General features: G+C 61.6%; 20 protein-coding genes and 1 pseudogene. 9 read left to right on the forward strand and 12 right to left on the reverse strand.

Translation table 11 applies throughout. The features are described 5' to 3' along the window. Positions 1-78: 78 nt before the first annotated feature. Together NKH37_RS16065 and NKH37_RS16070 are read right to left on the reverse strand one after the other, a co-directional pair. Positions 79-1,278 carry a cytochrome-c peroxidase gene (locus NKH37_RS16065; protein WP_352894265.1) on the reverse strand — a complete coding sequence of 400 codons (1,200 nt, stop codon included), beginning with the start codon at positions 1,276-1,278 and terminating at the stop codon, positions 79-81. Between the two features lie 7 nt (positions 1,279-1,285). Beyond that, positions 1,286-1,732: a FixH family protein gene (locus NKH37_RS16070; protein WP_352894262.1), complete on the reverse strand. Its 447-nt coding sequence runs from the start codon at positions 1,730-1,732 to the stop codon at positions 1,286-1,288. A 158-nt stretch (positions 1,733-1,890) separates the two neighbouring features. Between NKH37_RS16070 and NKH37_RS16075 the strand changes: the two genes are divergently transcribed. Beyond that, positions 1,891-2,820 carry a sugar kinase gene (locus NKH37_RS16075; protein ID WP_023719996.1) on the forward strand — a complete coding sequence of 310 codons (930 nt, stop codon included), beginning with the start codon at positions 1,891-1,893 and terminating at the stop codon, positions 2,818-2,820. Here NKH37_RS16075 and NKH37_RS16080 read toward each other — a convergent pair. From NKH37_RS16080 to NKH37_RS16090, 3 genes and pseudogenes are all read right to left on the reverse strand, one after another. Continuing rightward, positions 2,813-3,814, reverse strand: coding sequence for an NADP-dependent oxidoreductase (locus NKH37_RS16080; RefSeq protein WP_353041218.1), 1,002 nt, complete (start codon positions 3,812-3,814; stop codon positions 2,813-2,815). The two genes, NKH37_RS16075 and NKH37_RS16080, sit on opposite strands and share 8 nt — an antisense overlap. A gap of 90 nt (positions 3,815-3,904) precedes the next feature. Next, positions 3,905-4,379: pseudogene (locus NKH37_RS16085) on the reverse strand (alpha/beta fold hydrolase); the annotation flags it as partial. 64 nt (positions 4,380-4,443) lie between these two features. Further along, a complete protein-coding gene (locus tag NKH37_RS16090; protein WP_353041220.1) occupies positions 4,444-5,259 on the reverse strand; it encodes an oxidoreductase in 816 nt (271 codons plus the stop codon). A 105-nt stretch (positions 5,260-5,364) separates the two neighbouring features. On the opposite strand from NKH37_RS16090, the gene NKH37_RS16095 reads away from it, so the two are divergent. Then, on the forward strand, positions 5,365-5,949 hold the full coding sequence (locus NKH37_RS16095; RefSeq protein ID WP_352998896.1) for a TetR/AcrR family transcriptional regulator: 585 nt from the start codon (positions 5,365-5,367) through the stop codon (positions 5,947-5,949). A gap of 12 nt (positions 5,950-5,961) precedes the next feature. Here NKH37_RS16095 and NKH37_RS16100 read toward each other — a convergent pair whose 3' ends face one another. Then, positions 5,962-6,960 carry a LacI family DNA-binding transcriptional regulator gene (locus NKH37_RS16100; RefSeq protein WP_353005421.1) on the reverse strand — a complete coding sequence of 333 codons (999 nt, stop codon included), beginning with the start codon at positions 6,958-6,960 and terminating at the stop codon, positions 5,962-5,964. Positions 6,961-7,157: 197 nt separating this feature from the next. Here NKH37_RS16100 and NKH37_RS16105 point away from each other — a divergent pair, with 197 nt between their 5' ends. The 5 genes from NKH37_RS16105 (at position 7,158) to NKH37_RS16125 (ending at position 11,970) form a co-directional block, all read left to right on the forward strand. Beyond that, positions 7,158-8,198 carry an ABC transporter substrate-binding protein gene (locus tag NKH37_RS16105; RefSeq protein ID WP_352778550.1) on the forward strand — a complete coding sequence of 347 codons (1,041 nt, stop codon included), beginning with the start codon at positions 7,158-7,160 and terminating at the stop codon, positions 8,196-8,198. A 131-nt stretch (positions 8,199-8,329) separates the two neighbouring features. Further along, entirely contained in the window at positions 8,330-9,367 is a 1,038-nt protein-coding gene (locus tag NKH37_RS16110; protein ID WP_023719989.1) for an ABC transporter ATP-binding protein, read from the forward strand. Beyond that, positions 9,364-10,251, forward strand: a complete 888-nt coding sequence (locus NKH37_RS16115; protein ID WP_023719988.1) for an ABC transporter permease — start codon at positions 9,364-9,366, stop codon at positions 10,249-10,251. Before NKH37_RS16110 ends, NKH37_RS16115 begins: the two co-directional genes overlap by 4 nt. Next, on the forward strand, positions 10,244-11,035 hold the full coding sequence (locus NKH37_RS16120; RefSeq protein ID WP_023719987.1) for an ABC transporter permease: 792 nt from the start codon (positions 10,244-10,246) through the stop codon (positions 11,033-11,035). The genes NKH37_RS16115 and NKH37_RS16120 overlap by 8 nt, the downstream gene beginning before the upstream one ends. A gap of 14 nt (positions 11,036-11,049) precedes the next feature. Then, entirely contained in the window at positions 11,050-11,970 is a 921-nt protein-coding gene (locus tag NKH37_RS16125) for a phosphorylase family protein (protein WP_352640455.1), read from the forward strand. Positions 11,971-12,469: 499 nt separating this feature from the next. Here NKH37_RS16125 and NKH37_RS16130 read toward each other — a convergent pair whose 3' ends face one another. The 5 genes from NKH37_RS16130 to NKH37_RS16150 form a co-directional block, all read right to left on the reverse strand. Beyond that, on the reverse strand, positions 12,470-13,138 hold the full coding sequence (locus NKH37_RS16130) for a GNAT family N-acetyltransferase (RefSeq protein ID WP_353005422.1): 669 nt from the start codon (positions 13,136-13,138) through the stop codon (positions 12,470-12,472). 6 nt (positions 13,139-13,144) lie between these two features. Continuing rightward, complete coding sequence (locus NKH37_RS16135; RefSeq protein WP_353005423.1) at positions 13,145-14,881, reverse strand: adenylate/guanylate cyclase domain-containing protein; 1,737 nt, start codon at positions 14,879-14,881, stop codon at positions 13,145-13,147. Positions 14,882-15,330: 449 nt separating this feature from the next. Continuing rightward, the gene (locus NKH37_RS16140; protein WP_353005424.1) at positions 15,331-16,356 is read right to left on the reverse strand and encodes an aldose epimerase family protein; all 1,026 of its coding nucleotides are present in this window, start codon (positions 16,354-16,356) and stop codon (positions 15,331-15,333) included. A gap of 81 nt (positions 16,357-16,437) precedes the next feature. Then, entirely contained in the window at positions 16,438-17,895 is a 1,458-nt protein-coding gene (locus tag NKH37_RS16145; protein WP_353005425.1) for an NAD-dependent succinate-semialdehyde dehydrogenase, read from the reverse strand. 170 nt (positions 17,896-18,065) lie between these two features. Then, positions 18,066-19,016, reverse strand: a complete 951-nt coding sequence (locus NKH37_RS16150) for an AEC family transporter (RefSeq protein WP_352495988.1) — start codon at positions 19,014-19,016, stop codon at positions 18,066-18,068. A gap of 149 nt (positions 19,017-19,165) precedes the next feature. Here NKH37_RS16150 and NKH37_RS16155 point away from each other — a divergent pair, with 149 nt between their 5' ends. Both NKH37_RS16155 and NKH37_RS16160 read left to right on the forward strand, forming a co-directional pair. Next, positions 19,166-22,177 (forward strand): caspase family protein, encoded by a 3,012-nt coding sequence (locus NKH37_RS16155; protein WP_023719980.1) that lies wholly within the window; start codon positions 19,166-19,168, stop codon positions 22,175-22,177. A gap of 105 nt (positions 22,178-22,282) precedes the next feature. Then, positions 22,283-22,831 carry a histidine phosphatase family protein gene (locus NKH37_RS16160; protein WP_352495969.1) on the forward strand — a complete coding sequence of 183 codons (549 nt, stop codon included), beginning with the start codon at positions 22,283-22,285 and terminating at the stop codon, positions 22,829-22,831. Positions 22,832-23,047: 216 nt separating this feature from the next. Here NKH37_RS16160 and NKH37_RS16165 read toward each other — a convergent pair whose 3' ends face one another. Continuing rightward, complete coding sequence (locus NKH37_RS16165; RefSeq protein ID WP_353041229.1) at positions 23,048-24,208, reverse strand: epoxide hydrolase family protein; 1,161 nt, start codon at positions 24,206-24,208, stop codon at positions 23,048-23,050. Positions 24,209-24,798: the final 590 nt, after the last annotated feature.

Consider the following 24,798-nt stretch of genomic DNA (forward strand, 5'->3'; position numbering starts at 1 on the left):
AGCAGCGACCCTGCATCGTGTCAACGTTATTTGGCGGCCCAAGACGGTGGTCCGCTCTTGTCGCAGACAAACCCGGTCTCACTCCGCCAGCGTCTTCAAAAACGCCACCAGAGCCGCGCGTTCGCGGTCCGAAAGCTGCAGCGGGTGGATCTCGGATACGCCTTCGACACTGGCCGGCGCCTTGGAATAATGCGCCACCACTTCGTCCAGCGAGGAAAACTGCCCGGCATGCATGTAGGGCGGCCGGGTGGCGGCACCGCGCAGCGACGGCGTCTTATACCCACGAATGAGTTCCGGCCCGGCCTTGACCATGAAGCGCAACTCGCGGCAGGCGCTGGCATCACCGTCGCGAAAGGTGCCGAAACAGTTGAACGGATCGGCCTCGACCTGCATCACCGCATCGACACGGCCGCGATCCGGCGGCAGGCCCACGACCGGCGGCACGCCGGTGTTGTGAAAACTGCCGTCGGTAAAACGCGGGCCGTTGTGGCAGGTCACGCAATTGCCCTTGCCGATGAACAGCTTCAGGCCGAGGATTTCCTCCGGCGAAAAGACGGCGTCGCCTTGCGGCTCGGCGCCCACCGCAAGATCGGTGGCAAAACGGTCGAAGCGCGTCTGCGGCGGCGCGATCGAGCGCTCGAAGGCGGCAATCGCCTTGCCGATATTGGCAAAGACGCGATCAACCTCCTCGGCCCGGCTGGCGGGCATGGCGTTCCAGGCCGCCCTCTCTGCATCGGTTCCGAGCGGGCTGGCATTGGCCGGCACGCCCGAAAGGTCCGGCAGCGGCCCGAAGATGCGCTCGTAGCGCTCGCCGAAACGGGCCTTGATGTAATGCGCGAAGGCGGCGCGGTTGCCGGCCTGCTCCAGCGGATTTTCGAGCGGTGTCAGCGCCTGCGCCCACAGGCTGTCGCGCCGCCCGTCCCAGAAGAACCAGGGATCGTGCGCGACGCCGGCCAACGGCATGGTGCGCCGGTTGGTGCGGCCGACGCCGACCGCTTGCGGCAGGTCGTCCTGGAATTGGCGGTCGATCTTGTGGCAGGTCGAGCAGGATACGGTGCCGCCGCCGCTCATCCCGGTGTCGAAGAACAGCGTCGAACCGAGTGCCGCGGCGGCCGGCACATCGGCAAAGCGATTGGTCGTGTCGGGTTTCAGCGGCGGCAGCTTGGACAGCGCCAATGAGGCGACGGTTTGCTTCTCGGCGTCGGAAAACTCCGGCCTGCCGCAGCCGGCGAGCACGGCCACCATCACCAACGCGAGAAGACTGGAAAACCGGCTCATCTTTGGCTCACAGCACCACGTTGAAGACGACAGTGTCCGAACCGGCCGCGGCGGAGATGGCAAAATGCAATTGCCACCACCCGCTCATCGTGAATTTCACGCCGTCGATGCGATAGCGTCCTTCGCCGAGGTAATCGGTCGCCTGCGGGCTGGTCGGCAGACCGTGCTTGTGCTGCGGCATGCCGCCGGAAATCGTTATCGCAGCACCTTCCACCGGCGCACCCTCGACGGTTTTCAGCGTCAGCAGCCAGGACTCCAGTTCGCCCTGCCGGATGACGCCTTTCTCGGGCTCGAAGGTCGCCACGAACAGCTTGTTCGCCGTCGTCCTGGAACGGCCGACGTCCGAACTTGGTTGCGGCGCATGCGGCGCCGTCAGATAGACGACGGCCAGCACACCGGCGAGCAAGGCAGCCAGGCCGAGGCCTCCAAGAAGATAACGCCATAACGATGCCAAACCGGTTCCTGTTCTGCGGATAACGTTTCGCTGGGCAGATCGCGTCCCACGCCCCTGTGGGAAATCGCGCCCAGCGCAAGAATCCGCCGTCGCCAAGCATGGCGCTGCCGGCCGCAAAAAGCTACAGCACCGCAATTGCACGGATGGAGGAGTACTTCATGGCAGGAAACGGCGTCGCCTCGATCGGCGAGTGCATGCTCGAGCTTTCGGGCCAGGCCGGGCCGAACTGGCGCATGGGCTTTGCCGGCGACACGTTCAACACTTTATGGGCGCTGCATGCCTTGAGCGGCGAGCGGCCGGCGACCTATGTCTCGGCCTTCGGCGACGACCCGTTCTCGGGCGACCAGATCAAATTCCTCGCCGAAAACGGCATCGGCGTCGGCGCCAGCCCGGTCATAGCGGGCGCCCGCCCCGGCCTCTATGCGATCACGCTGACCGGCGCCGAACGTTCGTTCACCTATTGGCGGGCCGATGCGGCCGCGAGGCAGTTGGCTTCGGACCCAGCCGCTTTACAGAAAAGCCTTGAAAACCAGGCGCTGGTCTATTTTTCCGGAATCACTTTGGCAATCCTCGACGAGGGTGCGCGCAAGGTACTGCTGACGGCCGTGGCCAAGGCGCGCGCGGCCGGCTCGCTGATCGCCTTCGATCCCAATTACCGGCCGCGGCTGTGGCGCCAAAGCGAGGAAGCGCAGGCCGCGATCCTCGAGGCGCTCGCCGTCGCCGACATCGCGCTGCCCACCTTTCCCGACGAGCAGATGCTGTTTGGTGATACGACACCGCAGGAAACAGCCGAACGGCTGCGAAAGCTGGTCGGCGAGGTCGTCGTCAAGAACGGCGAGGAACCGGCGCTGATCGCGCAAAATGGAACCTTGCAAACCGTGCCGGCGGTACACGTCGCCACCCCGGTCGACACCACCGGCGCCGGCGACTCCTTCAATGGCGCCTATCTCGCCGCCCGCCTTGCCGGCCATGCGCCGACTGAGGCGGTGCAGCGCGCCCATCGCGTCGCCGCCGCCGTCGTACAGGTGCGCGGCGCCCTGGCGCCGTTCGAGACGCTCAGGGCTGCGTTCGAGGCAACTGCTATCTGACCTTGATGACGACCTTGCCCTTGGCGCGTCCTGTTTCGACATAGGCCAGAGCCTCATTGGTCGCTTCGAATGGAAAGACCCGATCCAGAACCGGGCGGATCGCGCCGGATTCGATTAGAGCGGCGATTTTGCTCAGCTGATCGCCCTGCGCCCACATGAAAAGGAACGAAAACTGCACGGCACGGCGCTTGGCTTTGGCCCGAATTCCGCGGCTCAGGAGGCGCAGCACCAGCCTCAGCATCAAATTCAGTCCCTTTTCCCTGGCAAACTCGGGATCCGGTGGACCCGAGATGGAGATGAGCTTCCCACCCGGTTTCAGCACGCTCAGGGATTTTTCGAGCGTCTTGGCATCCTGGCTGTTCAAGACGACATCGTAGCCCGACAGAACCTTCTCGAAGTCTTCTTGCCTGTAGTCGACGACGACATCGGCGCCGAGACTTTTCACCAGATCGGCACTCGCTGCGCTCGCTGTTGTCGCAACGGTCGCGCCGAGGTGTTTGGCCAACTGAATGGCGAATGTTCCCACGCCCCCGGAACCAGCCTGAACGAAGACCTTCTGTCCCTTCTTCAGGTTTGCCCTGTCGATAAGCGTCTGCCAGGCGGTGAGACCGACCAGGGGAATCGAGGCCGCCTCTTCCATGCTGAGATTCTCGGGCTTCAAGGCCACGTCGGCTTCATTCACGGCAATGAATTCGGCGAATGTCCCAATCCGGCCATCGCGCGGCCGCGCATAGACATCGTCGCCGGCTTTGAACTTGCGGACTTTCGATCCCACGCGAATAACCGTCCCGGCCACGTCGTGGCCCAGGATGACGGGCTGGCGATAGGGCAGGATGAGCTTGAATTCTCCGGTTCTGACCTTGGAATCGAGCAGGTTCACCCCTGCGGCATGGACCTCGACCAGGACATCGCTGTCCTGGAGCTGCGGCTCCGGCATTTCGGCCAGCCGCAGAAGGCCCTTTTTATTATATTTATCGACAACGAATGCCTTCATGGCAGTTACTTTCTAAGAATGTCTGTTGGTGTTCCGCGACAAAACAAGCCGAACGTTTTCAGTTGCATGGCCGCCCTGCGGCAAGACCTCAGCCTCGAGGAAGGACAGGGCTTTCGGGACGAAATCGGCGTAGTTCTGAACTACCCCGCCATGCCCGGCATCCGGATAGATAACCAGATGCGCCCCTGGGATACGCCCGGCGAGATCGTAGGTATTGCTGCTCGGCACCATCCTGTCCTGGTCGCCATTCGCAACCAAAGTGGGAATGCGGATAGCGCTCAGGTCTTGCGGCGCCTGGAGTCCGTAGGCCTTGATCGCCTTGAGTTGCGCCGAAGGCGCTCAGCGATACCGCCTTGTCCCGGTTGGACCGGCGCTCTTTCAGCCGTTGCAGAAATGCGTTTGCGGCGCGGCGCCCATTCGGCGTCGTTGTGAAGAAGAGATAGTATTTCGGATCCCGCAAAGTCAGCGCGCCCTTGATCATGTCCACGATCGTCAGCGGCGTCACCTTGTCGATGCCTTCGCCACCGGCCGGCCCCGTGCCAGCTACGATGAGTTTGCGCACAAGGGCCTGGCCAAATGTGTTGTGGTTGCTAGTCGCATGTGCGTGAAATCCTCTGCCTCGCTGTTGTTCAGACCGGCAAGCGGAACTGCTTGCGCAGGCTCTTGTCGAACATCCCCGCGGGGGCAAAGCGGCGCAGCAGGCTGACCTGGCGCGCTGCCTTGCCAGCGGTGTAACGCCGTCGCGGACGGGCATCGGTCGCCGCCGTGACGACCACATTCGCCACCACTTCCGGCCGATCGGCTATCGGCATCACATCGCCCAGCAACGCCTTGAGCCCGGCTCGAGCCCGATCGTATTCCTTCAACAGCGAATCCGGCTCGATGCCGTTCTGGTCGAAGACGGTGCGGACGAATGCCGGCTCGATGACGGAAACGCGGACGTTGAAGGCGCGCACCTCGTGGTCGAGCGATTCCGAATAGCCTTCGAGCGCGTGCTTGACTGCCGAGTAATGCGCTGAGTATGGCGCGGGTACCAATCCCAGAATGGAGCCGATATTGATGATGCGCCCTTGGCCGCGCCGCCGCATCGACGGCAACACTGCGTTGGTCATCCGCATGACGCCGAACAGATTGACGTCGAACAGGGCTTGTACCTGTGCGACAGAGGATTCCTCGGCACCCCCTAGCAGGCCGACCCCGGCATTGTTGACCAGGAGATCGATCCGGCCGGTCTGCGCGAGCACAGTGGCAACGAGCGCAGTGACGGCCGCATCATCGGTCACGTCGCATGCCAGCATGGTCACCCCTTCCGGGCCATTACTGGACTTGCGGCGACTTGTGCCAAAGACAGTGAACCCCGCCCGCGCCAAGGCCTCGGCGCTGGCGCGGCCGATGCCCGAGGAGGCTCCGGTCACGATTGCGGTTTTTTCAGAATTCCCATTCATTTTTGATGTTCCAGGTTCGAGAGGTCTAGCTTATTTCCACGAATTGAATTATGGTCGTAATATCAGATTATGAGCATAATGCAATAGCAGGACAGGAAAGAAAACATGCGCTACGAAAAGGGCCGAAAAGACGCGTCACGCAGCCGGATCATGGAGGTCGCCGCCGAACGTTTTCGATCTGACGGCATCGCGGCGTCCGGGCTGGCGACCATCATGAGCGACGCCGGGCTGACGAACGGGGCCTTCTATCCGCACTTTCAGTCCAAGGCGGAGCTCGTCCGTGAAAGCGTGGCGGCGGCCCTGGACGCGCAGTCGCAGCAAGTGCAGGAAGCGTTGGCCGCCGGCGGTCCGGAAATGGCCATAGAGGCATATCTATCGGCCGAGCACCGGGACAATCCTGGAAAGGGCTGCGCTTCGGCCGCGCTACTGCCGGAAATAGCGCGGCAGCCGCCTGAAACGCGGGCCCTCTATGCCGAACGCGCCCAATCCCTGGTGCGTCAGATAGCCGACGCTCTGCCGCCGACCAACGATCCAGAGGGCGTTGCGTTGGGTGTGTTTGCAACGCTCATCGGCGCGCTTCAACTGGCCCGCGCCCTGGAAGGGACGGAATTGTCGGATCGCATCCTTGCGGCGGGATCAGCTGCGGCAAAGGCGCTGATCCGGCCGGTTCAAGACGAGGTGGCCCCCTGAGGGCAGCCCGGACTATTCGGCCGGCTCGAATCTGCCTTGCACCAAGACAGTCTCCACCGGTCCAAGCGGATTGATGATCCGGCTCTCCAGGACTTCGATAAGTTTGCGTCCAACACCCGCCATATCCACGGAATGAACTCCGATCTTTGCCGGCAGGAAACGTGCCAGCCGCGTGCTGTCACGGGTGACGATGTGAACGTCGCGGCCTGGTGTAAGGCCCAGCTTGCCGAGGGCGTGCAACGCTCCCAGCAGGCCCAGTTCGTTGGCGCACGCCAAGCCCGTCGGCGGATCTGATGACGCCAGCAAGCGATCGAACCAGCCTGCGCTCGATTCCATGGTGAACATGCCATGACCGATCAGCGATTGGTCGATCGGAATACCGGCCTCGGCCATTGCCCTTCCATACCCGGAAAGACGCATGGCACTCGCCTGGTCCTCCGGAACGAGAAGTTGCAGCGCAATGCGTCGACAGCTCTTATCCATGAGCCGCCGGGTCGCCTCGTAGGCAATCTGTTCATTGTCGACATCGACATAAGGATACGCGATATCCAGGTCGGTTCTTCCAAACGCGACGAATGGCATGCGTTTATCCAGCAGCAGCTTGACGCGCGGATCAGCCGACACCAGGCGTGTGATGATCAGGCCGTCTGCGCTGCGCGCCTGGAGCTGCCGCTCCACACTCTCGACGGGATCGTCGTCGGGAGTGGTGGAATAGATGGACAGACTATAACCGGCTTGCCGCGCCGCCAGCGTCATGCCTTCGATTAAAGGAAGCTTCAACAGATCGGACAGATGGTCCCGTGTCTCCATCGGGAGTACTGCCGTCAGCGTCTGCGTTCGACCGGTTTTGAGCGCGCGACCATGATGATTTGGTAAATAGCCGACCCGCTTAGCCGCCTCCTTGACGCGGGCTATGGTCGAGGGCTGCACTTCCGGCCCATCCTTCAGAGCGCGGGATACCGTGGTCACCGAGAGGGAAAGTTCCGCCGCGATCTGCTTTAGATTGGCCATTGTTCGCCCGACTTCGTTTGCGAAAGCGCCGGCTGATTTTGCTGACCGCCAACGCTACCGGATTCGACACCCCGGTCAATCCAAACTCCCGCAGGAGGCAGCTTGACTCCAGCGCATTCAGATGTAATCGTAACGTTACGATTACAAAATAATGGCTCTTTCAAGCGATATTCCATAAAAGTTGGGGAGGAGAACCTATGTCCTGGCTACGCATTTCCTTAACAGCATTCGCAATCTCGGCTGCCCTGCCCGTGCATGCGCAGACGGTCACCATCACGACCGCGGGCGGCGACTATGGCAACGCCATCAAGGAGGCCATGTGGGGCCCGGCTGCAAAAGAGCTTGGCTATGATGTCCGCGAGGAGACGCAGAGCGACGGCCTGGCCGCCCTGAAGATGCAGGTTACCTCGGGGGCAGTCACGACCGATATCGTCCACCTGGGTTCGCCGGAAGGCGCGCAGGCTGCCGCACAGTCGCTGCTGGAGCCGCTCGATTACAAGATCATCGATCCGAAATCCGTGCCGGAGGGTGCAAAGTCCGACTACTGCTATCCGTTCGATTCCTATGGCACCGTCATGTCGTGGAACACCAAGACCTATGGCGAGAACCCGCCGAAGACGTGGGCGGAGTTCTGGGATGTTGCCAAATTTTCTGGCCGTCGCGCGTTGCGCGCCAATGCGCAAGACTCGATCGAGATCGCGCTTCTCTCCGATGGCGTGGCACCGGCGGACGTCTATTCCGTGCTCAGCACGCCGGAAGGGCTAGAGCGCGCCATCAAGCGGCTTGAAGCGATTAAACCAAACGTCGCCGTGTGGTGGACCTCGGGAGCTCAGTCCGCGCAGTTGCTGAAAGATGGTGAGGCGGATTTGGTCATTACCTGGAACGGACGGGCTCAAACCGTGAAAGCAGATGGCGGCGCGGCTGACTACACGTTCAAGGGTTCGGTCATCGGCACGGACTGCCTTGGGGTGCCGAAGGGAGCGCCGAACAAGGAAGCCGCGATGAAGCTCATCGCAGCGATGACGCAGCCTGCGCGAGTTGCGAAGCTGACCGATTTCATTGCCTACGGCCCAGTCAATCCTGCGGCATATGAGGGTGGCCTTATTCCCGAGGACCGTCTGAAGACCCTTGCGACCGCGCCTGAAAATGCTGGCACGTCGGTGTTTTCGAATTCAGAATGGTGGGTCAAGAATGGCGAGGCTGCCCAAAGAGCCTTCGATGAAATGATGGCCCGCTGACTCTCAGCTCTAATGCATATCGCGCAAAAGTGTGCAGCGGTTTTGCGACAACAACATGCATGAAAACAAGAACCTAAAGCGTGTCGCGTGAGGCCGGTCGAAGGCGACGCGCCTTAAGGCTGGAGCACATGATGAAGTCGCTCGCGATCACCATCGAAAGCGTGCACAAGGCTTATGGATCCTACGTCGCACTGGATGATGTTTCGCTCGACATTCAGGCTGGCGAATTCCTCACGCTGCTAGGGCCATCGGGATCGGGCAAGACCACGTTACTCATGGCTCTGGCCGGTTTTGTCCGGCCGGATTCCGGTAAACTTCTCTTGGGCGATCGAGACATCACCCGCCTGCCGCCCAACAAACGAGACATTGGCATAGTATTCCAGAATTACGCCCTGTTTCCCCACATGAATGTCCTGGCGAACGTCGCGTATCCGCTGGTGCTGCGCAAGATACCGAGAGCGGAGGCGCGTCAGCGGGCGCTTGATACCTTGGCCCGCGTGAAGCTGGATGGCCTGGCGGAGCGCAATGTTGCCGCACTATCCGGCGGCCAACGTCAACGGGTGGCATTGGCGCGGGCTATCGTCTTCGAACCGCGCGTGATGTTGATGGACGAGCCGCTGTCGGCGCTCGACAAGAATCTGCGCGAGACCATGCAGTATGAGATCCGGCGCCTGCATGATCATCTAAGGATCACCACAATCTATGTGACCCATGACCAGCGCGAAGCGCTGATTATGTCTGACCGGATTGCGGTGATGAACTCTGGCCGCATCCAGCAGATAGATACGCCGCAGCGAATTTATGATCGTCCATCGACCCGCTTCGTCGCGGAGTTCATGGGCGAGGCTAACATTGTGGCGCCAGGCTCAGCACGCAGAATCGACGGCGCCGAACCATCACGCGAAACTCTGATGATCCGCGCCGAAAGCTTCCATCTTGATGCGAAGCTCGTCGGGGGAAACGGAGTGGCTCTCGAAGGAATACTGCGCGCCAAAGCGTTCCGCGGCGAAAACTGGCTTTTGACGCTGGCGCTTGACGGTGGGCAAGAGGTTCTTGTCTGCATTCCGGCAGCGCTGGCCGGCGGCTGCGCCGAGCTTGCCGCCGGTCAGCGGATGACCGCATATGCACCAGCAGCGAAGGTTCACGCCATACCGGGAGCGACGGCGTGACCGTCGTCCGGGATCCGGCGCTCGCTGCGGATGCACGGCGCGAGCGGCGGTTTTTTCTTTCACTTTCGCTCCCGGCGCTGTTCATCGTTGGGCTGGCGGCGATACTGCCCATCCTTTGGATCATCCGGCAGTCCTTCCTGACCACCGCGGGTGAGTACACCGTCGGCAATTACCAGAAGGTCCTTTCAAGCGGACTGACATGGTCGGCGCTCGTCACGACCCTCGAACTGTCCCTGGGTACGCTGGCGGCCTGCATTCTTCTCGGCACCCCCCTGGCGCTGGCTCTGGCCAGCGTCAGACCAAGGGTGGCCAACGTGCTGATGGCGTTCGTCATGCTGCCGCTGTGGACCTCCATTCTGGTGCGTACCTATGGTTGGCTCGTGCTCTTGCGGCGCGATGGCCTGATCAACGCGGCGTTGACCGGTTCAGGCCTGACGGCGGAGCCATTGCCGCTCGTCTACAACTTCACGGGAACGCTCATCGGCATGGTGCACTACATGCTGCCACTCTTTCTGCTGCCTGTTTATGCTGCGATGCGCGATATCGACCCAAATCTCATTCGCGCGGCAGCGAGCATGGGAGCCACTCTCAGGCAGGTCATCCGCACAGTCATTTTGCCGCTATCGGCGGGCGGCATCTTCTCCGGTTCGATCATCGTCCTCATCTACGCCATAGGTTTTTTCATCACGCCGGCGGTGCTTGGCGGCGGCAAGGTAAATCCTCTCTCTACCCGGATCGAGCGTACACTATCGACCTTTCAGGACTGGGGGTCGGCGAGCGTCCTGGGCATTCTGCTCCTCGTTCTTATGGCGCTGATCGGTGTGATGTTGCTGGCGGCACGCCGCCTGGTGGCCCAGAACACAGTGGAAGCCCCCCATGCTTGAAGCCTATCCGCAAAACAGGCTCGCCCGCATTTTGCTCTGGAGCTTTGCCGCTCTTGTCATGGCATTTCTGATGCTGCCAACGCTCGTGGTGGTGCCGCTTTCCTTTTCGGCGTCGAATCTCCTCGAGTTTCCGCCGCACGCCTACTCGTTGCGTTGGTATGAGAACTTCTTCGGCTCGGCAACGTGGATGGCTGCGCTCAGAACGAGTTTGATCCTTGGGACATTGACGGCGTTGATCGCGGTGCCGTTTGCGCTGCTCGCCTGCATTTCAATGAATCGGCTGGGCGGAAAAACCGCTGCGATCATCCAGAGCGTCCTGCTAACCCCCTCGATCACCCCAGGTATCCTGCTTGCGATCGGTCTCTTCTTTGTCTTGGCTGCACAACATCTGATCGGAACGCTATTCGGTGTGCTGGTCGGACATGTGGTGCTGGCCGTTCCGGTCGCCTGCATTGTGTTGCTGCCGGCTCTCGCCCGCTTTGACTGGAACCAGGTCCAGGCGGCGCGCAGCCTCGGTGCAAACTGGGCCAGAGCCATTGGCGGAATAATCGTTCCGCAACTTCGGATCAGCTTGCTGTCGGCGACATTGATGGCGTTCCTGACTTCGCTCGACGAGTCTGTGATTTCGATCTTCATCGCAAGCGGTCGCAACAGCACGATGCCGAAGCTTATGTTCCTGTCGCTGCGCGATCAGATCGATCCGACCATTGCGGCGATCTCGACATTGTGGACCGTCATCGTCGTGGCCGTGGTCCTGATTGTGACCCTTCGCCAAAAATCCTGACCGAGACTGGAAACATGCCCACCAATCACCATGCAGCCGACGATCTGACGGATCATTCGACGGACATCCCTCAGGTAGGGTTGGCCATCATCACCGGGTCGGCAAACTGGGGGCTTGCCTTCCCGGAAGATGTCGAATTCGATGGTGTGCGCACGTTGCGGCGCGACATGAGTTTTGAAACGCCTTTCGGTCGTACCGACAACTGGAAGCTGCTCGAGTTCGATGCGTCGATCACAGCCGAAGGGAGAGCAAAACGTGCGTTGTGCATGTATTCGCACGGCAATCCCCGCGACCGTATCGACCATTCCTGCCATCGCCGCGCGTTCTGGGTATTGATGCGGGCGGGTGTACGGCAAGTTCTCGCCTGCTCGACTGTAGGCGCCGTCAACAAGGCGATCCAGCCGGGCGACATGGTGGTGACCGCCGACATCATTGAACTGACGCAGACCCCGTTTTCACTGCTTCCTGACCGCCAGAGCTTTGACTGTTCGGGCAAGCAAATCGTGTGTCCAAGATGTGCGGCGGTTCTGGTCGAAACGGCCCGCCGTCATTGGCCAGCCGAATGCCGCGTTTACGGCATCGAACAGCAGTTGGTGGCTGCCCATTGTTATGGGCCCCGACTGACAACGCCAGCCGAAGCCTTGGCGTATCGGGGCATGGGTGCGGATGTCCTCAACCATTCCATCGCCCCTGAGGCGACCTTGTCGCGCGAGATCGGCGCGTGTTTCGTGCCTTGCGCATTCGTGACGGCGGGCTTCAACGACTATATGGATCGCAATCGCCAGAAATTGCTGCAGGAAGACGTACTGCCCAATCTCTCCATGACAGCCTCGCGGGTCGCGCTGGAGACCGCCGCGCGACTTCCCGCTGACCCGGAATGCTCCTGTCAGGGCTTGAAGTCGCCTCAGCCGAAAGAACGCTCCAGCCGGTTCTGAGACGACCTTGGTGCGCCGGATAGCTGAAGCTCTGCCACCGACCAAGAATCCCGAGGGCGCTGCATTGGGCGTGTTTGCGACGTTCGAAACGCTGAGGGCGGCGTTTGAGGATTAGGGTCAAAACTCAATCAGACTGGCTGCCGCCAATGGCCCAGATGGGCGGAACTTGCCGTTTGAATTAGTCGGCGGGAATGAGCACAGAGCGCCATTTGCTGACAATCATGGCGCTTCAGCATTGCGCTCGTTCTCGCTACGACCTGATGCGGACCCGAAGCGGATGGTCGTTTGATCCGGTTAAACTCAACGCGCCACCCGACCACATGCGCCATCTCGAGACGTTCCCGAAAACCTCCACGTCGGTCGCGACTCGACCATGGAGCGGAAGTACAGGCGAAGTACTGTTTCGTTCGAGATGGCCTGGTTCAATCTCCAGCATCCTCCTCCTGCCATACTGGCCGGAGCGAGTGCCGGCCGCGAGCGAGTGGCCTTTGAGCGTAGCTCAGAGCGTCTTGCTCATCATCAGGATCGGAACCGGAGCGCCGCCACGGTCATCGACGAATTTCTCGGCGGGTTGGTAGCCGCAGGCTCGATAGAGCGGCTCTCCTGCCATCGTGGCTGCCAGATCGGCACGGCGGAAGCCCTCAGCCTTAGCGGCACGTTCACACAGCGAAAGGATAAGGCGGCCGACGCCTCGCCGGACAAAGTCCGGATGCGTATACATGGCTCTGATACGCGCCGCGTCCGTGGCTGGATCAAGCAGTGCCGCGTTGCGTCCCGGTGACTGATCACCACCATACATGGTCGTGCGCCGGCTCCAACCACCGCAGCCTGCCAGGACGCCGTCGTGCTCCACGACGAAATAGGTGCCATCATCGACAAGCTGCGTGTCCAGCCCCATGATTGCGCGGCTGGATCGGATCTGGTCATCGTCGAGAAACGGTTTCTGGAGTTCGGAGATCGCTGCATCCATGAGCGCAATCATGGAGGCGAGGTCCTCGCGTCGCGCTATCCGGTGCCGAAAGTCTTCACTGGCCATGTTCAAGCACACCATGAGGCGAACAAACGCACGATATGGCGAATTTCGTTCCGTCAGAAGACCAAAATATTCGCTGCTGCGGCAGCCTTGGGACGCCTGTCGACGGCAGCCGAAGGTATAACCAATGACCAATGACAGTCATTCTGGCAGCCCCGCCATGCGATAACCTTCCACGATATGCCGGCGCACGTCTTCGGCTGGGAATGGCTGCGAATCCGACCAATGCCGGATAGTGAAGTGCGGATTGCTTATCATGAACATTTTCGCCTCCCAGCGCGCTTCCTCCAAACGGCCAAGTTGCGCAAGGCTTGCTGCAAGCAGGCGTCGTGAAGTCGTGCGATAGGTTTCGGGCCTGCGCAGCGTTAGGATCGCGGATTCGTAGTCGCCCAGGGCATATTGGGCCTGGCCCAACATCCAATAATACCAACCGGGCGGGTGAGGGTTGAGTCGCAGTGCCCTGCGGACCTGCTCTATGGCTTCGGCAGGTCGGCCCTTTTCCGTCGTCAACTCGGCCTGCATTGCCCAAGCGTCGGCGTGGTTGGGGTCCAACTCGTGGGCAGCATCGAATTCGGCATCCGATTCCACCCAGCGACTCTCATGTCCAAGTATGACGCCCAATACCCATCTGTTCCCGGCGTCGTTCGGGTCGAGTTCGACCGCCAGCTGTGCTTCGGCGAGCGCTCTTGCGCGGTTGGGGTCCATCGGTTCGTCCCAGAACTCCCAGCCCAGCCAGAGGTTGAGTGCCAGCCAACGGTGCGCCTCCGCGTATTCCGGGTCGAGCGCGATTGCCCGGTCTAGCAGCAAAATGGCCTCTTTCGCGGTGAGCGCCGTTTGCAGGCCAAGGACCCGGGCACGCACACAGAGATCATAGGCCTCCAGGTTGCTCGGTCTGTTGCGCGCCGGCGCGGTGGTCAGGCGGCCAACCAGAGCCTCGACAATCTTGCCGGTCACCTCGTCCTGAACGGCGAAGATATCTTCTAGGCTCCGGTCGAATCTTTCGGCCCAAAGGTGGTCACCCGCGATCGCGTCGATCAGTTGGGCGTTGATACGCACCCGTCCAGCGGCCCGCCGTGCGCTACCTTCAAGAAGATGGCGAACTCCCAGTTCTCGCGCGATGCGACGCACATCCACGTGCCTGCCTTTGTATGCAAATGCCGAGTTGCTGGCGATGACGAACAACTCGCTTGTCCTCGACAGATCCGTGATCAAGTCTTCGGTGAGGCCATCGACAAATGCCTCCTGCTCCGGATCATTGCTCATGTTCGTAAAGGGGAGGACGGCAATGGAGGGCTTGGCGGGGAGCTGCAGAGGCGCTTTCTCCGCGAGCCCGCCATCGTCCGATGCGGTCGACAGCCGGATCCGGTAGACAGACACTGGTTCGGTGACGTTCTTGATCGCTTGCGGACCAAGTTCGTCGAAGCCGCAATCGAGCTTCCGCTTGACTTGGTCGTAGACGCTGCCGGACACACAGACATCTCCTGCCCCGGCCATTGCCTGGAGCCGCACTGCGACAATGACGCCGTCGCCGAACAGATCGCCGTCCTCGACAACGACATCGCCCAGATTGATGCCGATATGCAGGTAGATTCTCCGGTCGGCGGTCACACCCTCGTTTGCGGCCGCCATCCGCTTCTGAAGGTCCACGCCGCATGACACGGCGTTCACCGCGCTTCCGAACTCGACCAGAACGCCATCACCCATCACTTTCACAATACGGCCATGACGGTCGCGGACGAGTGGTTCGAGGATTTCCTTCCTCCTCCTCCTTAAAGCGGCCAACGTTCCTTGCTCGTCCAGGTCCAGAAGTCGACTGTAGCCCACCACGTCGGCAGCCAATATGGCGGCAAGGCGGCGTTGGGCGCGTTCTTCGGCCATTTCGCGTTGCTTTCATTGAAAGCAGAAAAGCGAATTTTATGCCGCCCATTTCAAAAGTCTATCAGGTTGACTTCGAAGCTCGATCGCCAAGCAGCTACATAGGGTGATCGCGCCTGTCGATTGTCCCCACTGGGGCCACGACTTGCGCTTGGGGCTCGTCTTGGAGAAGGTCAGCAAGGGGTCAGTGCCGAGTGCCGCGAATGTCGGCTATCGCGCAGTGAAATGGGCTGACGAAGGGCAGCTCAGGGTCAACTTGCGTCGTCAGGGCTCTCGGCGTCAAAGGTCCGAGAGGGTTCGAAGTCGGTCGTTCAGAGTGATTGCGTTTTGACTCCAGAGCGCCGCGCGTCATTGGACGCGCAAAGGACGCTATAACACTTTGAATTTTGCATGATCCTTTCCGAACCGGAGGTCAGCGCAGCAAAACCATGCCGGTTTCCGGGGGTCACACCCTAAGGCAGCCTGAACCGGTATTCGGTCACGTGATGGTAGATCTGCCCGGGCCACAGAGTGGCTTGCGGGAAATACGGCCGGTTGGGCGCATCCGGCCAGATTTGCGGTTCCAGGCAGAAGCCTGAAAACGCCTTGTACTGGCGTCCGCCCAGTCCAGGCGAGGACGGCGCCAGATACTGGCCGGTATAGAGCTGGACACCCGGCTCGGTGGTCCAGAGCTCCATCTCGACGCCGGAATTCGCGCCTTGCGCCCACGACGCCTGCTTCAGCGGCCCGCGCGTCGAGGCAAGGCAGAAATTCTGGTCGTAGGGGAGCTGTTCGCCCTCGGTCTCCATGCGCAGCGGCCGCGCCTGGCGAAAGTCGAAAGGTGTGCCGTCGACCGGCTTGACCGTGCCTGTCGGAATCAAATCGGCGTCGACAGGAAGATAGGCGCCGGCATTCAGCATCAGCCGGTGGTCGAGAATGTCGCCGGCGCCGCCGTCATCCAGGTTGAAATAGGAATGCTGGGTGAGGTTGCACAGCGTCGGCTCCTCGCAGGTGGCGGTCAGTTCGACGCTGAGCGTGCCGGGGATCTTCAGCCGGTAGGTGCAGGTCACGTCGAGCGCGCCGGGAAAGCCCATCGTGCCGTCCGGGTCATGCAGGGTCAGCGTGACAAAATCCCTGCCATGCAGCGAAACCGCCCAGGCCCGGCGCGAAAAACCTTGCGAACCGCCATGCAGCGTATGCTTTTCGAGGAAATTGCGCTCGGTCTGGTAGCGTTTGCCGGCAAGCGTGAAGCGGCCGTCGCGGATACGGTTGGCGTAGCGCCCGACGACAGTGCCGAAGAAGGCCTTGTCCGTCTCATAGTACTGGAAACGATCATAGCCGAGCACCAATGGCGCCTCGTGCCCGGCCAGGTGCAGATCCTGGATGATCGCGCCCAGGCCGATAATGTTGGCGGTAAGGCCGCCGCCACGGATGGTGAAACGGCGGACTTCCTCGCCCGCCTGCGTCGTGCCGAAAACCTCGCCGTCCTTCATTGCCATGCTCGCAAGTTCGTTGCTCGACGCCAGCCTGGCCTTTCCGAAGCGGCCCAGGATCGTTTTCGGTATTACCGCATGAGGCTTCTAAAGACCAAGTCCGCCGATGCAGACATACTTGGTGTCGAGATAATCCTCGATGCCCTGATGGCCGCCTTCCTTGCCGAGGCCCGATTCCTTGACGCCGCCGAACGGCGCTTCAGGGGTGGTGATGAGCCCTTCATTGACGCCCACCATGCCGTATTTCAACCCTTCCATGACCCGGAACGCGCGGCCGAGATCGCCGGTGTAGAAATAGCAGGCCAGGCCGAACTCCGTGTCGTTGGCGAGTGCTACGGCCTCTTCCTCGGTCTCGAACTTGAACACCGGCGCTACCGGGCCGAAGATCTCTTCCTTCATGAAGCGCATCTTCGGCGTCGCATTGGCGATCACCGTCGGCTGGAAGAACGAGCCGCCGAGCGCGTGGCGCGCGCCGCCGGCGACGACCTTGCCGCCTTTGGCAGTAGCGTCGGCAATCAGCTCCTCGACCTTCTCCACCGCCTTCTCATCAATCAGCGGTCCCTGCTGGACGCCGTCTTCGAGGCCGGAACCGACCTTCAGCCCGTTGCTCGCAGCAGCCAGCTTTTGGACGAACTGGTCGTAGATGCCTGCCTGCACCAGGAAGCGGTTGGTGCAGACACAGGTCTGGCCGGAATTGCGGTATTTGGCGGTGATGGCACCAGCGACTGCCCGCTCGATGTCGGCGTCGTCGAAGACGATGAACGGCGCATTGCCGCCGAGTTCCATCGACACTTTCTTGACGGTCACCGACGACTTCTGGATCAGGATCTTGCCGACCTCGGTCGAGCCGGTGAAGGTGATCTTCTTGACCAGCGGATTGGCGCAGACCTCGTCGCCGATCTCGCCGGCGGCGCCGGTCAGGATGTTGATCACACCTTTGGGGAAGCCGACTTCCTCGGCAAGTGCGCCCCAGGCAAGCCCCGAATAAGGCGTCTGCGACGCCGGCTTGACCACGGCGGTACAGCCGGCGGCAAGCGCCGGACCAAGCTTGCGGGCCAGCATCGAGGATGGAAAATTCCATGGCGTGATGGCGGCGATGACGCCGACCGGCTCCTTGGTCACCAGAATGCGGCGGTCCGCCCAGGGTGACGGAACGACGTCGCCATAGGTGCGGCGGCCCTCTTCAGCGAACCACAATATGTAGGACGCGGCCGAGCCGATCTCGCCCTTCGATTCGAACAGCGACTTGCCCTGCTCGATGGTCAGCAGTTCGGCCAGCACGTCCTGATTGTCCATCATCGCGTCATGCAGCTTGCGCAGCAGCTTCGAGCGTTCGAGCGCGGTGGTCTTGCGCCATGTCTTGAAGGCAGCGTCGGCGGCTTCGATGGCGCGGCGGGTCTCGGCCTTGCCCGATTTTGGCACGGTGCCGATCTTGAGGCCGGTGGCAGGATTGTTGACGTCGACCGTCTGGCCTGAATCGGCCTGCACCCATTCGCCATTGATGAGATTGGCCTGCCGCATGAAATGGCTGGTTTTCTGAAGCATGATCTCGCCTCCGTTCGGCACCTGGCGGGCCGGTCGCTGATTTCGTGAATGGACGTGCGCGATAGCATCGCTAGAGCCACTGCTCTTAGCCCAGGGCAAGCCCCGCAAGCAATCACAAGATGGCATATAGGGTTTAGGCCAGCCAAAGCGAGAGCGATCCCGCCGGGCTCTTATCCAAAAATATGGACGACCACTGTCAGCCAAAACGCAGTGGTCACGACCGCACTGGCGGTGGCGATGGTCATCTGGTTCGATGCCAGCGCCTGGCCGGTGTTGAACTGCACGGCAATGAGATAGGAATTGATGCCGGACGGCAACGCCGCAACCATGACCGCCACTTTGGCGGTCAATGGCGGCAGGCCGATCAGCCAGACCAGGCAAAGAACCAGTGCTGGCATCAGGAACAGTTTCAGCGCCGACAGCGCCAGCGCCGGGCGGACATTGCCGGAAATACCGAAACGGCGCAGGCTTAGCCCCATGGCAAACAGCGCCACCGGGGCGGCCGTGCCGGCCAGCGCGTCGCTCAACCGCGTCGCAAGCGCTGGCAGCGGCGTACCGGTGAAGCGCCACGCGAGCCCGGCCAGTATGCCGATGATCAGCGGGTTGATGAATACCCTCCTGAGAAAGCTCGTGATGACGCGGAGCGGATGCACAGGCTCGCTGCCGCCGCGGCCGAACATTTCGAACAGGATGATCGAGGCCATCATCATCACCGGCAGGTGAATGGAAACCAGCAGCGACAGCACTTCGAACCCGGCCGGGCCGAACACGCCGATGATGAAGGGAGCACCGAGCAGGACGACATTGGAATAGGACGACGACACGCCGCCGACGACGCCGGCGCGTGCGTCTCGTCCGAAGATGCGCGTAATGACCAGATGGCCGGCAGCCCAGGTAAGCGCCACCGCTGCGAAATAGGCGCCCCACAGCGACCACGGCGCCACGCCGTGGAAATCCGCCTTTATCATGGTCTGGAACAGCAAAAGCGGCATTGCCACGTTGATGGCGAATTCGGATACGCCCTCGCCGCTCGCCGGCTTCAAATAGCCGGTCAACCCGGCAAGATAGCCGAGCCCGACGAGACTGAAGACGAAGAGGACGGTTTCGGTAAGCGGAGACATTTTTGCCGTGATAGGCGAGCCCTGATCGCGGCGCAATCGCCCTTCCCTCGCGAATGTACCAGCCAACAATCCGGCCGCTCGGATCTTGCCCGAATTTGCTCATGGTTGGATGGCAGCGCTATACAGGGTTGTCGGGGGACACGCGGCGAATGGGCCTTGTCGGAAATCAGCACTTCTTCAAGCAGGCGTGGCTGACGGCTTTCGTCGCCGCCCTGCTCTGTCTCGTGGTGACCTCGACTCATGCCGCGGAGCCAGCAAGCCTCAAGGGCGTGGCGCTGATCGTCGGCCAGTCGAAATACCGGCACATAACGGCTCTTCCCAACCCCGCCAACGACGCCCGCGACATCGCCAAGTTGCTGACCGATCTCGGCTTCGACGCGCGCAGCGTCACCGACCGCGACGCGGCAAAGCTGAAGCGTGATCTCGAGCGTTTCGCCGAGGATGCCGAGGACGCCGACGTCGCCTTGATCTACTATTCCGGCCACGGCATCGAGGCCGGCGGCGAAAACTATCTGGTGCCGGTCGACGCCGACGTTTCTTCATTGAAGGACGCCGATCAGGCCCTGGTGCCGATCTCCGCCGTCATGGACGAATTGAAGACGACCGTGCCGGTAACGATCATGCTGCTCGATGCCTGCCGCACCAACCCGTTTCCGGCGGACGCGGTGCTGCGCCGGACGCCCACGGCCTCGGCCTCGCCGATCGGCGCCGGCGGACTGGAGCCGGTGCGCGGCGCCAAGGCACTGGCGGACGCGACCGCGACGGAAAATCTGGGAACGGTGATCGGCTTTGCCGCCGAGCCGGGGCGGCCGGCACTCGACGGTATCGTCGGCGAAAACAGCCCCTACGCAGCGGCACTTCTGCGCCATCTCGCGGCGATGAAGGGCACGGAGTTCGGCTCGGTCATGCGCATGGTGACCGAGGAGGTCTATCTCGACACCAAGGCAAAGCAGCGGCCATGGGTCAATGAAAGCCTGCGCCGGCTGCTCTATTTCGGCGTAGCACCGCAGGAACCGACCGGCGACGACGGGCTGATCACCGGCGAGCGGCGGCAATTGCTGCTGACGATTGCCGAGTTGCCGGACCCCAAGCGGGCACAGGTGGAACTGGCCTCGCTGCAGGACGGCGTGCCGCTCGACGCGCTTTATGGCGTGCTGAAGGCGCTCGGCACCGAAAAGATGCCGGAAGACCCCACCGACCTGCAAAAGCTGCTCGACGCCCAGGCCGAGCGCCTGAAGAAGATGATTTCCGAGCGCGACGCGCTGCGCACCGACGACCCCGAGATAAGCCGCCTCGTCGCCTCGGCCGACAAGGCCATAGGCCAGGGCGCCATCGTCACCGCGCGCAACTTCCTCGACCAAGCGGTGGGCCGGGTCGAGCAGGCCAGCGGCGCCGTCGACCAGGCGGAGGAATTGGTCAGGCAAAAACGTCTTGCCGACGCGGCGATTTATACCAGGCGCGCCGACGCTTCGGCGCTGGTCTTCGACTATCTGTCGGCCGCAAACGATTACGGCAAGGCCTTCTCGCTGGTCGAGAAATGGGACGACAGACTGCGCTGGAACTACAAGAACCAGGAGGCGGAAGCGCTGAATGCCCATGGCAATGCCACCGGCGACAGGCAAGCGCTGCAGCGCGCCATCGACGCCTACCGCGTCATCCTGAATTTCATCCCCAATGGCGAGCAGAACCGCGACTGGGCGATCACCCGCAACAACATGGCGGTGGTGCTGCAGACGATCGGCGAGCGCGAGCGCGAAACCGACCGGCTGGAAGAGGCAGCGAAGATCTTTCGCGATTCGCTTGTCGTGTTCGAGCGCGAGAAGGACGACCTCAACTGGGCCGCCGCCCAGAACAACCTGGCCAATGTGCTGCTTAAGATCGGCGAGCGCGAGAGCGACCCGAAACGCCTGAACGAGGCGGTGGTGGCGATGCGCGCCACGCTGGAGAAGCGTCCGCGGGACAAAGTCCCGCTGGACTGGGCCGCCTCGCAAAACAATCTCGGCCTTGCGCTTTATGCGCTTTCGGAACGGGAACCGAATGGCGAGCGCCTGACCGAGGCCGAGACTGCCTACCGGCTGGCGCTTGAAGAGTACACGCGCGAAAAAGCACCCGTTCAGTGGGCGATGCTTCAGAACAATCTGGGCAACACGCTGGTGTCTCTCGGCACGCAACGCAACGACAAGGCGAAAATCGACGAAGCGGCCGATGCCTTTCGCGCTGCGCTCAAGATCCGCACCCGCGCCACCTTTCCGGTCTCCTGGGCGACCAGCCGCCTTAATCTCGGCAACGCGCTGAGCAGTGCTGCTCGTTTCGATCTCGGCACCGGCCTGCTCGAAGAGGCGGCTGCCGCCTACGGCGATGCGCTGACCATCTTCACCCGCCAGCGCTTTCCGATGGATTGGGCTTCCGCTGAGAACAATCTCGGCTCGATCTACCAGACGCTCGGCCAGCGCACCCGCGATGCTGCCAGGCTTGAGCAATCGGCCGCCGCATACCGGGCGGCACGGCGCGTCTATACCAAGAAGGGCTTTCCGCTCGACTGGGCGATGACCCACTATAATCTCGGCAACACGCTGCAACTGCTCGGCGGCGTGACCGACAAGCCGGTGCACTACGAAGACGCGATCGAGGCCTATCGCGATGCACTGCGCGAATACAAGCGCGAGACGACGCCGCGGCAATGGGCGCTGGCGCAGGCCGGCCTCGGCTCGGCGCTGCAATGGCTGAGCATGAGCGAGGCCGATCCCGGCAAACTGGCCGCTTCTATCGCCGCGCGCCGGGCGGCGCTACAGGTGCTGACCTTCGAGACCTCCCCCGTCGATTGGGCAAACGCGCAGAACGGCATCGGCATGAGCCTGATCAATCTGGGCAATCTCGAACGGACCGGCAGATATCTGGACGACGCCGAAGCCGCCTTCGAGGCGACGCTCAAGGTCTTCACCCGCGAAGGCCAGCCGATGCAATGGGCCTTCGAGCAGAACAATCTCGGCGACGTCCACTGGAACCGCGGCAGCTATGGCGGCGGCAATGCCGAATACCAAAAGGCGATCGAATTCTTCGAGAACGCCAAGCAAGGCTTTACCGAAGCCGGCTACACACTCCCCATCCCGCTGACCGACCGCAAGATCGATCTGGTGAAGAAGCAGATAGCGAAGAAATAGGCGTCTCGGCCGCAGGTTGCACTCGGCTTGTCTTTCAGCCGGCTTTGCCGTCCCTATATGCCGGTCACCGGGGACCTGCCTGCCGGTCACCCGAAAGGATGTCTGATGCTTCGATTTGTGCTGGCGCTGCTGTTGCTTGCCGTTTCCGCCACAGCCCATGCGACGGAAGCCGGCTGGGCGCTGCTCCGCGACGGCGGGCATGTGGTCCTGCTTCGCCATGCCATGGTCACCGGCACCACCGATGCGGCCAATTTCGACCTCGGCAAATGCGCGACCCAGGTCAATCTCTCTGAGCGCGGCAAGCAACAGGCGCGCAAGATCGGCGCGCTGTTTGGCGCCCGCGCCGCACCGGTCGAGCGCGTGCTGTCCAGCCGCTATTGCCGCTGCCTCGAGACCGCCCGCATCGCTTTCGAAAGCGAGCCGGAGCCGTTCGCACCGCTTGACCTGCTGAAGACCGACGAAAAGGAAAAGGCCGACCAAATTGCCGCGATCCTTGCCGAGATCCGCGGCTATTCCGGCTCCGACAATCTGGTCATGGTCACGCATCTCGAAAACATCCAGGAATTGACCGGGATCTCGCCGCGTGAAGGCGAGGCGGTGGTCGTCGAGCCGCAGGGCGACGGCCTGCGAGTACTCGGCCGCGTCACTTTCTGACTGCGCCGGAGCCGGTTGAAGCGTTCGCTAGTAGTGAAATCTAGCGTTTGGTACCTTAAGCGGAATACCGGTTCCGACCCGCGATGAGGTCTTGATCGAGTCCAAGGTCGACATTGACCCTTAGTCAGGACCAACGAGCGCTTTCAACGAAAGCGAATGCGATGGTACGTCTCATTAGGCCTTCCGAGCCGTGACAACGGGCGAGGTTTTCGTCCTCTACTTTGCCGGCCGGAGCCTCAGCGGCCGAAAAAAGGCCCGGATGTCCTCGACCAGGAGTTCGGGTTGCTCAATCGCCGCGAAATGTCCTCCTTTCGGCATGTCGGTCCAGCGCTCGACACGGAAGACTCGTTCGACCCAGGAGCGAGGTGGCATAGGGAGCTCTCGGGGGAAGACTGCAACGCCGAGGGGCGGTGTTATTCGCTCCCTTGGCCCGAAGATCAGGGGGCAGAGCCGGTTCTCTTTGTAAATCCGGAGCGAGGCCTCGATCGTGTTACCGAACCAGTAGAGCGAGATGTCGGTAAGCAGCGTGTCTAGAGGGATGGCGCGTTCGAGTTCGCCTTCGCAGTCGCTCCAACTGCGGAACTTCTCGGCAATCCATGCGGCTAGCCCGATTGGGGAATCTGTCAGTGCAAAGGCTAGCGTCTGGGGCTTGGTCCCCTGCAGAAAAGCGTAGGCCCCCTCCGTCGCGACGAAATTCGCCGCACTGTCGAGGAATGCCTTCTCCTCCGGCGTGACAGGTGGGTCGCCGCGACCGAGGGTCGGGCGGAAACTGCCCGGAATGTAATTCAGGTGCAATCCGATAAGGTCCTCCGGGTAAAGCTGAGCGAGCCAGGTCGAGACGCCGGCGCCGATGTCGCCACTTTGTGCGGCGAAGCGATCATATCCCAGTTCGCGCATCAGCCCCCGCCACAGCTTCGCGACATGCTTTGAGCTAACGCCGGCTTGACGCGGCGGGGACGAGAAGCCGAAACCCGGAAGCGACGGTGCGACGACATCGAAGGCGTCATCGGCATCCCCGCCGTATTTGGCAGGTTCCGTGAGCAGCGGAATGACATGCTCGAACTCGGCGAAGGAGCCGGGCCAGCCATGAGTGAGGATCAACGGCAAGGGCGATGACCCCTTTCCTTTCTGGTGAACGAAATGGATGTCGCACCCGTCTATCGTGACCCTAAACTGAGGCAACAGGTTCAGACGTTTTTCGTGATCGCGCCACCTGAAATCGTATTCCCAGTAACGTGAAAGCTTTCTGAGGAAATCAACGTCAGTACCGTCCTCCCATCCGTATGCGAAGATCGACGACGGCCATCTTGTCGCTTGGATACGACGCTGGAGGTACTCGATCTGTTCATCCGGGATGTGGATGTGGAAGGAATGCATGACCACGGGTGTTGCTCCGATCAGCGGCGAAGAATTGTCCCATCAAGGCACAGAACGAAGGAAAACTCACTGAGCGACCGCTTTGTCCGCTACTTGCTGGTTCCCATCTACGAGACGAAGGTAACATTCCACCGTTGGTGGCAATTCGTTCAAGTTACCCGGCGTCAGATTTTCACCGCTACCAGCCAAGCGTCGACATGGAGCTTCCATCCCTCGATCATGTCCGCGAACGCGTCCTCCGTCAGTTCGGACAGATACGATGCTCCTGCCGGGCTCAGGCAGTGAACGCATAGGTAATCGACGCCTCCGTGCCTCCGTTAGTGGTCGGTCGGCAGGCCACCTCGACAATCCGACACGCGAATCCGGCGTAACGCGAACATAGCGGATGCGGTGCGCCAGCCGCCCACCCATGCTCATGTCGCCATGCTTAGCCAAGGCCTTGAGCACCTTCACCAATCGTTTTTCCAGGCGCACCCGGTCTGCACGCGTTCTATGGTCATAGATCTTCGTGGTACATTGGTACACGCAATGACCAGAGATGGGACGGTTTCGGCATATCGCCGGGAGGAGTTGCCAGCGACCCCTATTGC

Source organism: Mesorhizobium sp. M1217 (assembly GCF_040318275.1).
In the GTDB taxonomy this organism is placed as follows: domain Bacteria; phylum Pseudomonadota; class Alphaproteobacteria; order Rhizobiales; family Rhizobiaceae; genus Mesorhizobium.

Coding starts and splice junctions, on each gene's coding strand:
- NKH37_RS16155 (WP_023719980.1), top strand. CDS start 19,166: ATGGGCCTTGTCGGAAATCAGCACTTCTTCAAGCAGGCGTGGCTGACG.
- NKH37_RS16160 (WP_352495969.1), top strand. CDS start 22,283: ATGCTTCGATTTGTGCTGGCGCTGCTGTTGCTTGCCGTTTCCGCCACA.
- NKH37_RS16100 (WP_353005421.1), bottom strand. CDS start 6,960: ATGGCCAATCTAAAGCAGATCGCGGCGGAACTTTCCCTCTCGGTGACC.
- NKH37_RS16075 (WP_023719996.1), top strand. CDS start 1,891: ATGGCAGGAAACGGCGTCGCCTCGATCGGCGAGTGCATGCTCGAGCTT.
- NKH37_RS16120 (WP_023719987.1), top strand. CDS start 10,244: ATGCTTGAAGCCTATCCGCAAAACAGGCTCGCCCGCATTTTGCTCTGG.
- NKH37_RS16145 (WP_353005425.1), bottom strand. CDS start 17,895: ATGCTTCAGAAAACCAGCCATTTCATGCGGCAGGCCAATCTCATCAAT.
- NKH37_RS16095 (WP_352998896.1), top strand. CDS start 5,365: ATGCGCTACGAAAAGGGCCGAAAAGACGCGTCACGCAGCCGGATCATG.
- NKH37_RS16165 (WP_353041229.1), bottom strand. CDS start 24,208: ATGCATTCCTTCCACATCCACATCCCGGATGAACAGATCGAGTACCTC.
- NKH37_RS16140 (WP_353005424.1), bottom strand. CDS start 16,356: ATGGCAATGAAGGACGGCGAGGTTTTCGGCACGACGCAGGCGGGCGAG.
- NKH37_RS16105 (WP_352778550.1), top strand. CDS start 7,158: ATGTCCTGGCTACGCATTTCCTTAACAGCATTCGCAATCTCGGCTGCC.
- NKH37_RS16065 (WP_352894265.1), bottom strand. CDS start 1,278: ATGAGCCGGTTTTCCAGTCTTCTCGCGTTGGTGATGGTGGCCGTGCTC.
- NKH37_RS16090 (WP_353041220.1), bottom strand. CDS start 5,259: ATGAATGGGAATTCTGAAAAAACCGCAATCGTGACCGGAGCCTCCTCG.
- NKH37_RS16135 (WP_353005423.1), bottom strand. CDS start 14,881: ATGGCCGAAGAACGCGCCCAACGCCGCCTTGCCGCCATATTGGCTGCC.
- NKH37_RS16080 (WP_353041218.1), bottom strand. CDS start 3,814: ATGAAGGCATTCGTTGTCGATAAATATAATAAAAAGGGCCTTCTGCGG.
- NKH37_RS16110 (WP_023719989.1), top strand. CDS start 8,330: ATGAAGTCGCTCGCGATCACCATCGAAAGCGTGCACAAGGCTTATGGA.
- NKH37_RS16125 (WP_352640455.1), top strand. CDS start 11,050: ATGCCCACCAATCACCATGCAGCCGACGATCTGACGGATCATTCGACG.
- NKH37_RS16150 (WP_352495988.1), bottom strand. CDS start 19,016: ATGTCTCCGCTTACCGAAACCGTCCTCTTCGTCTTCAGTCTCGTCGGG.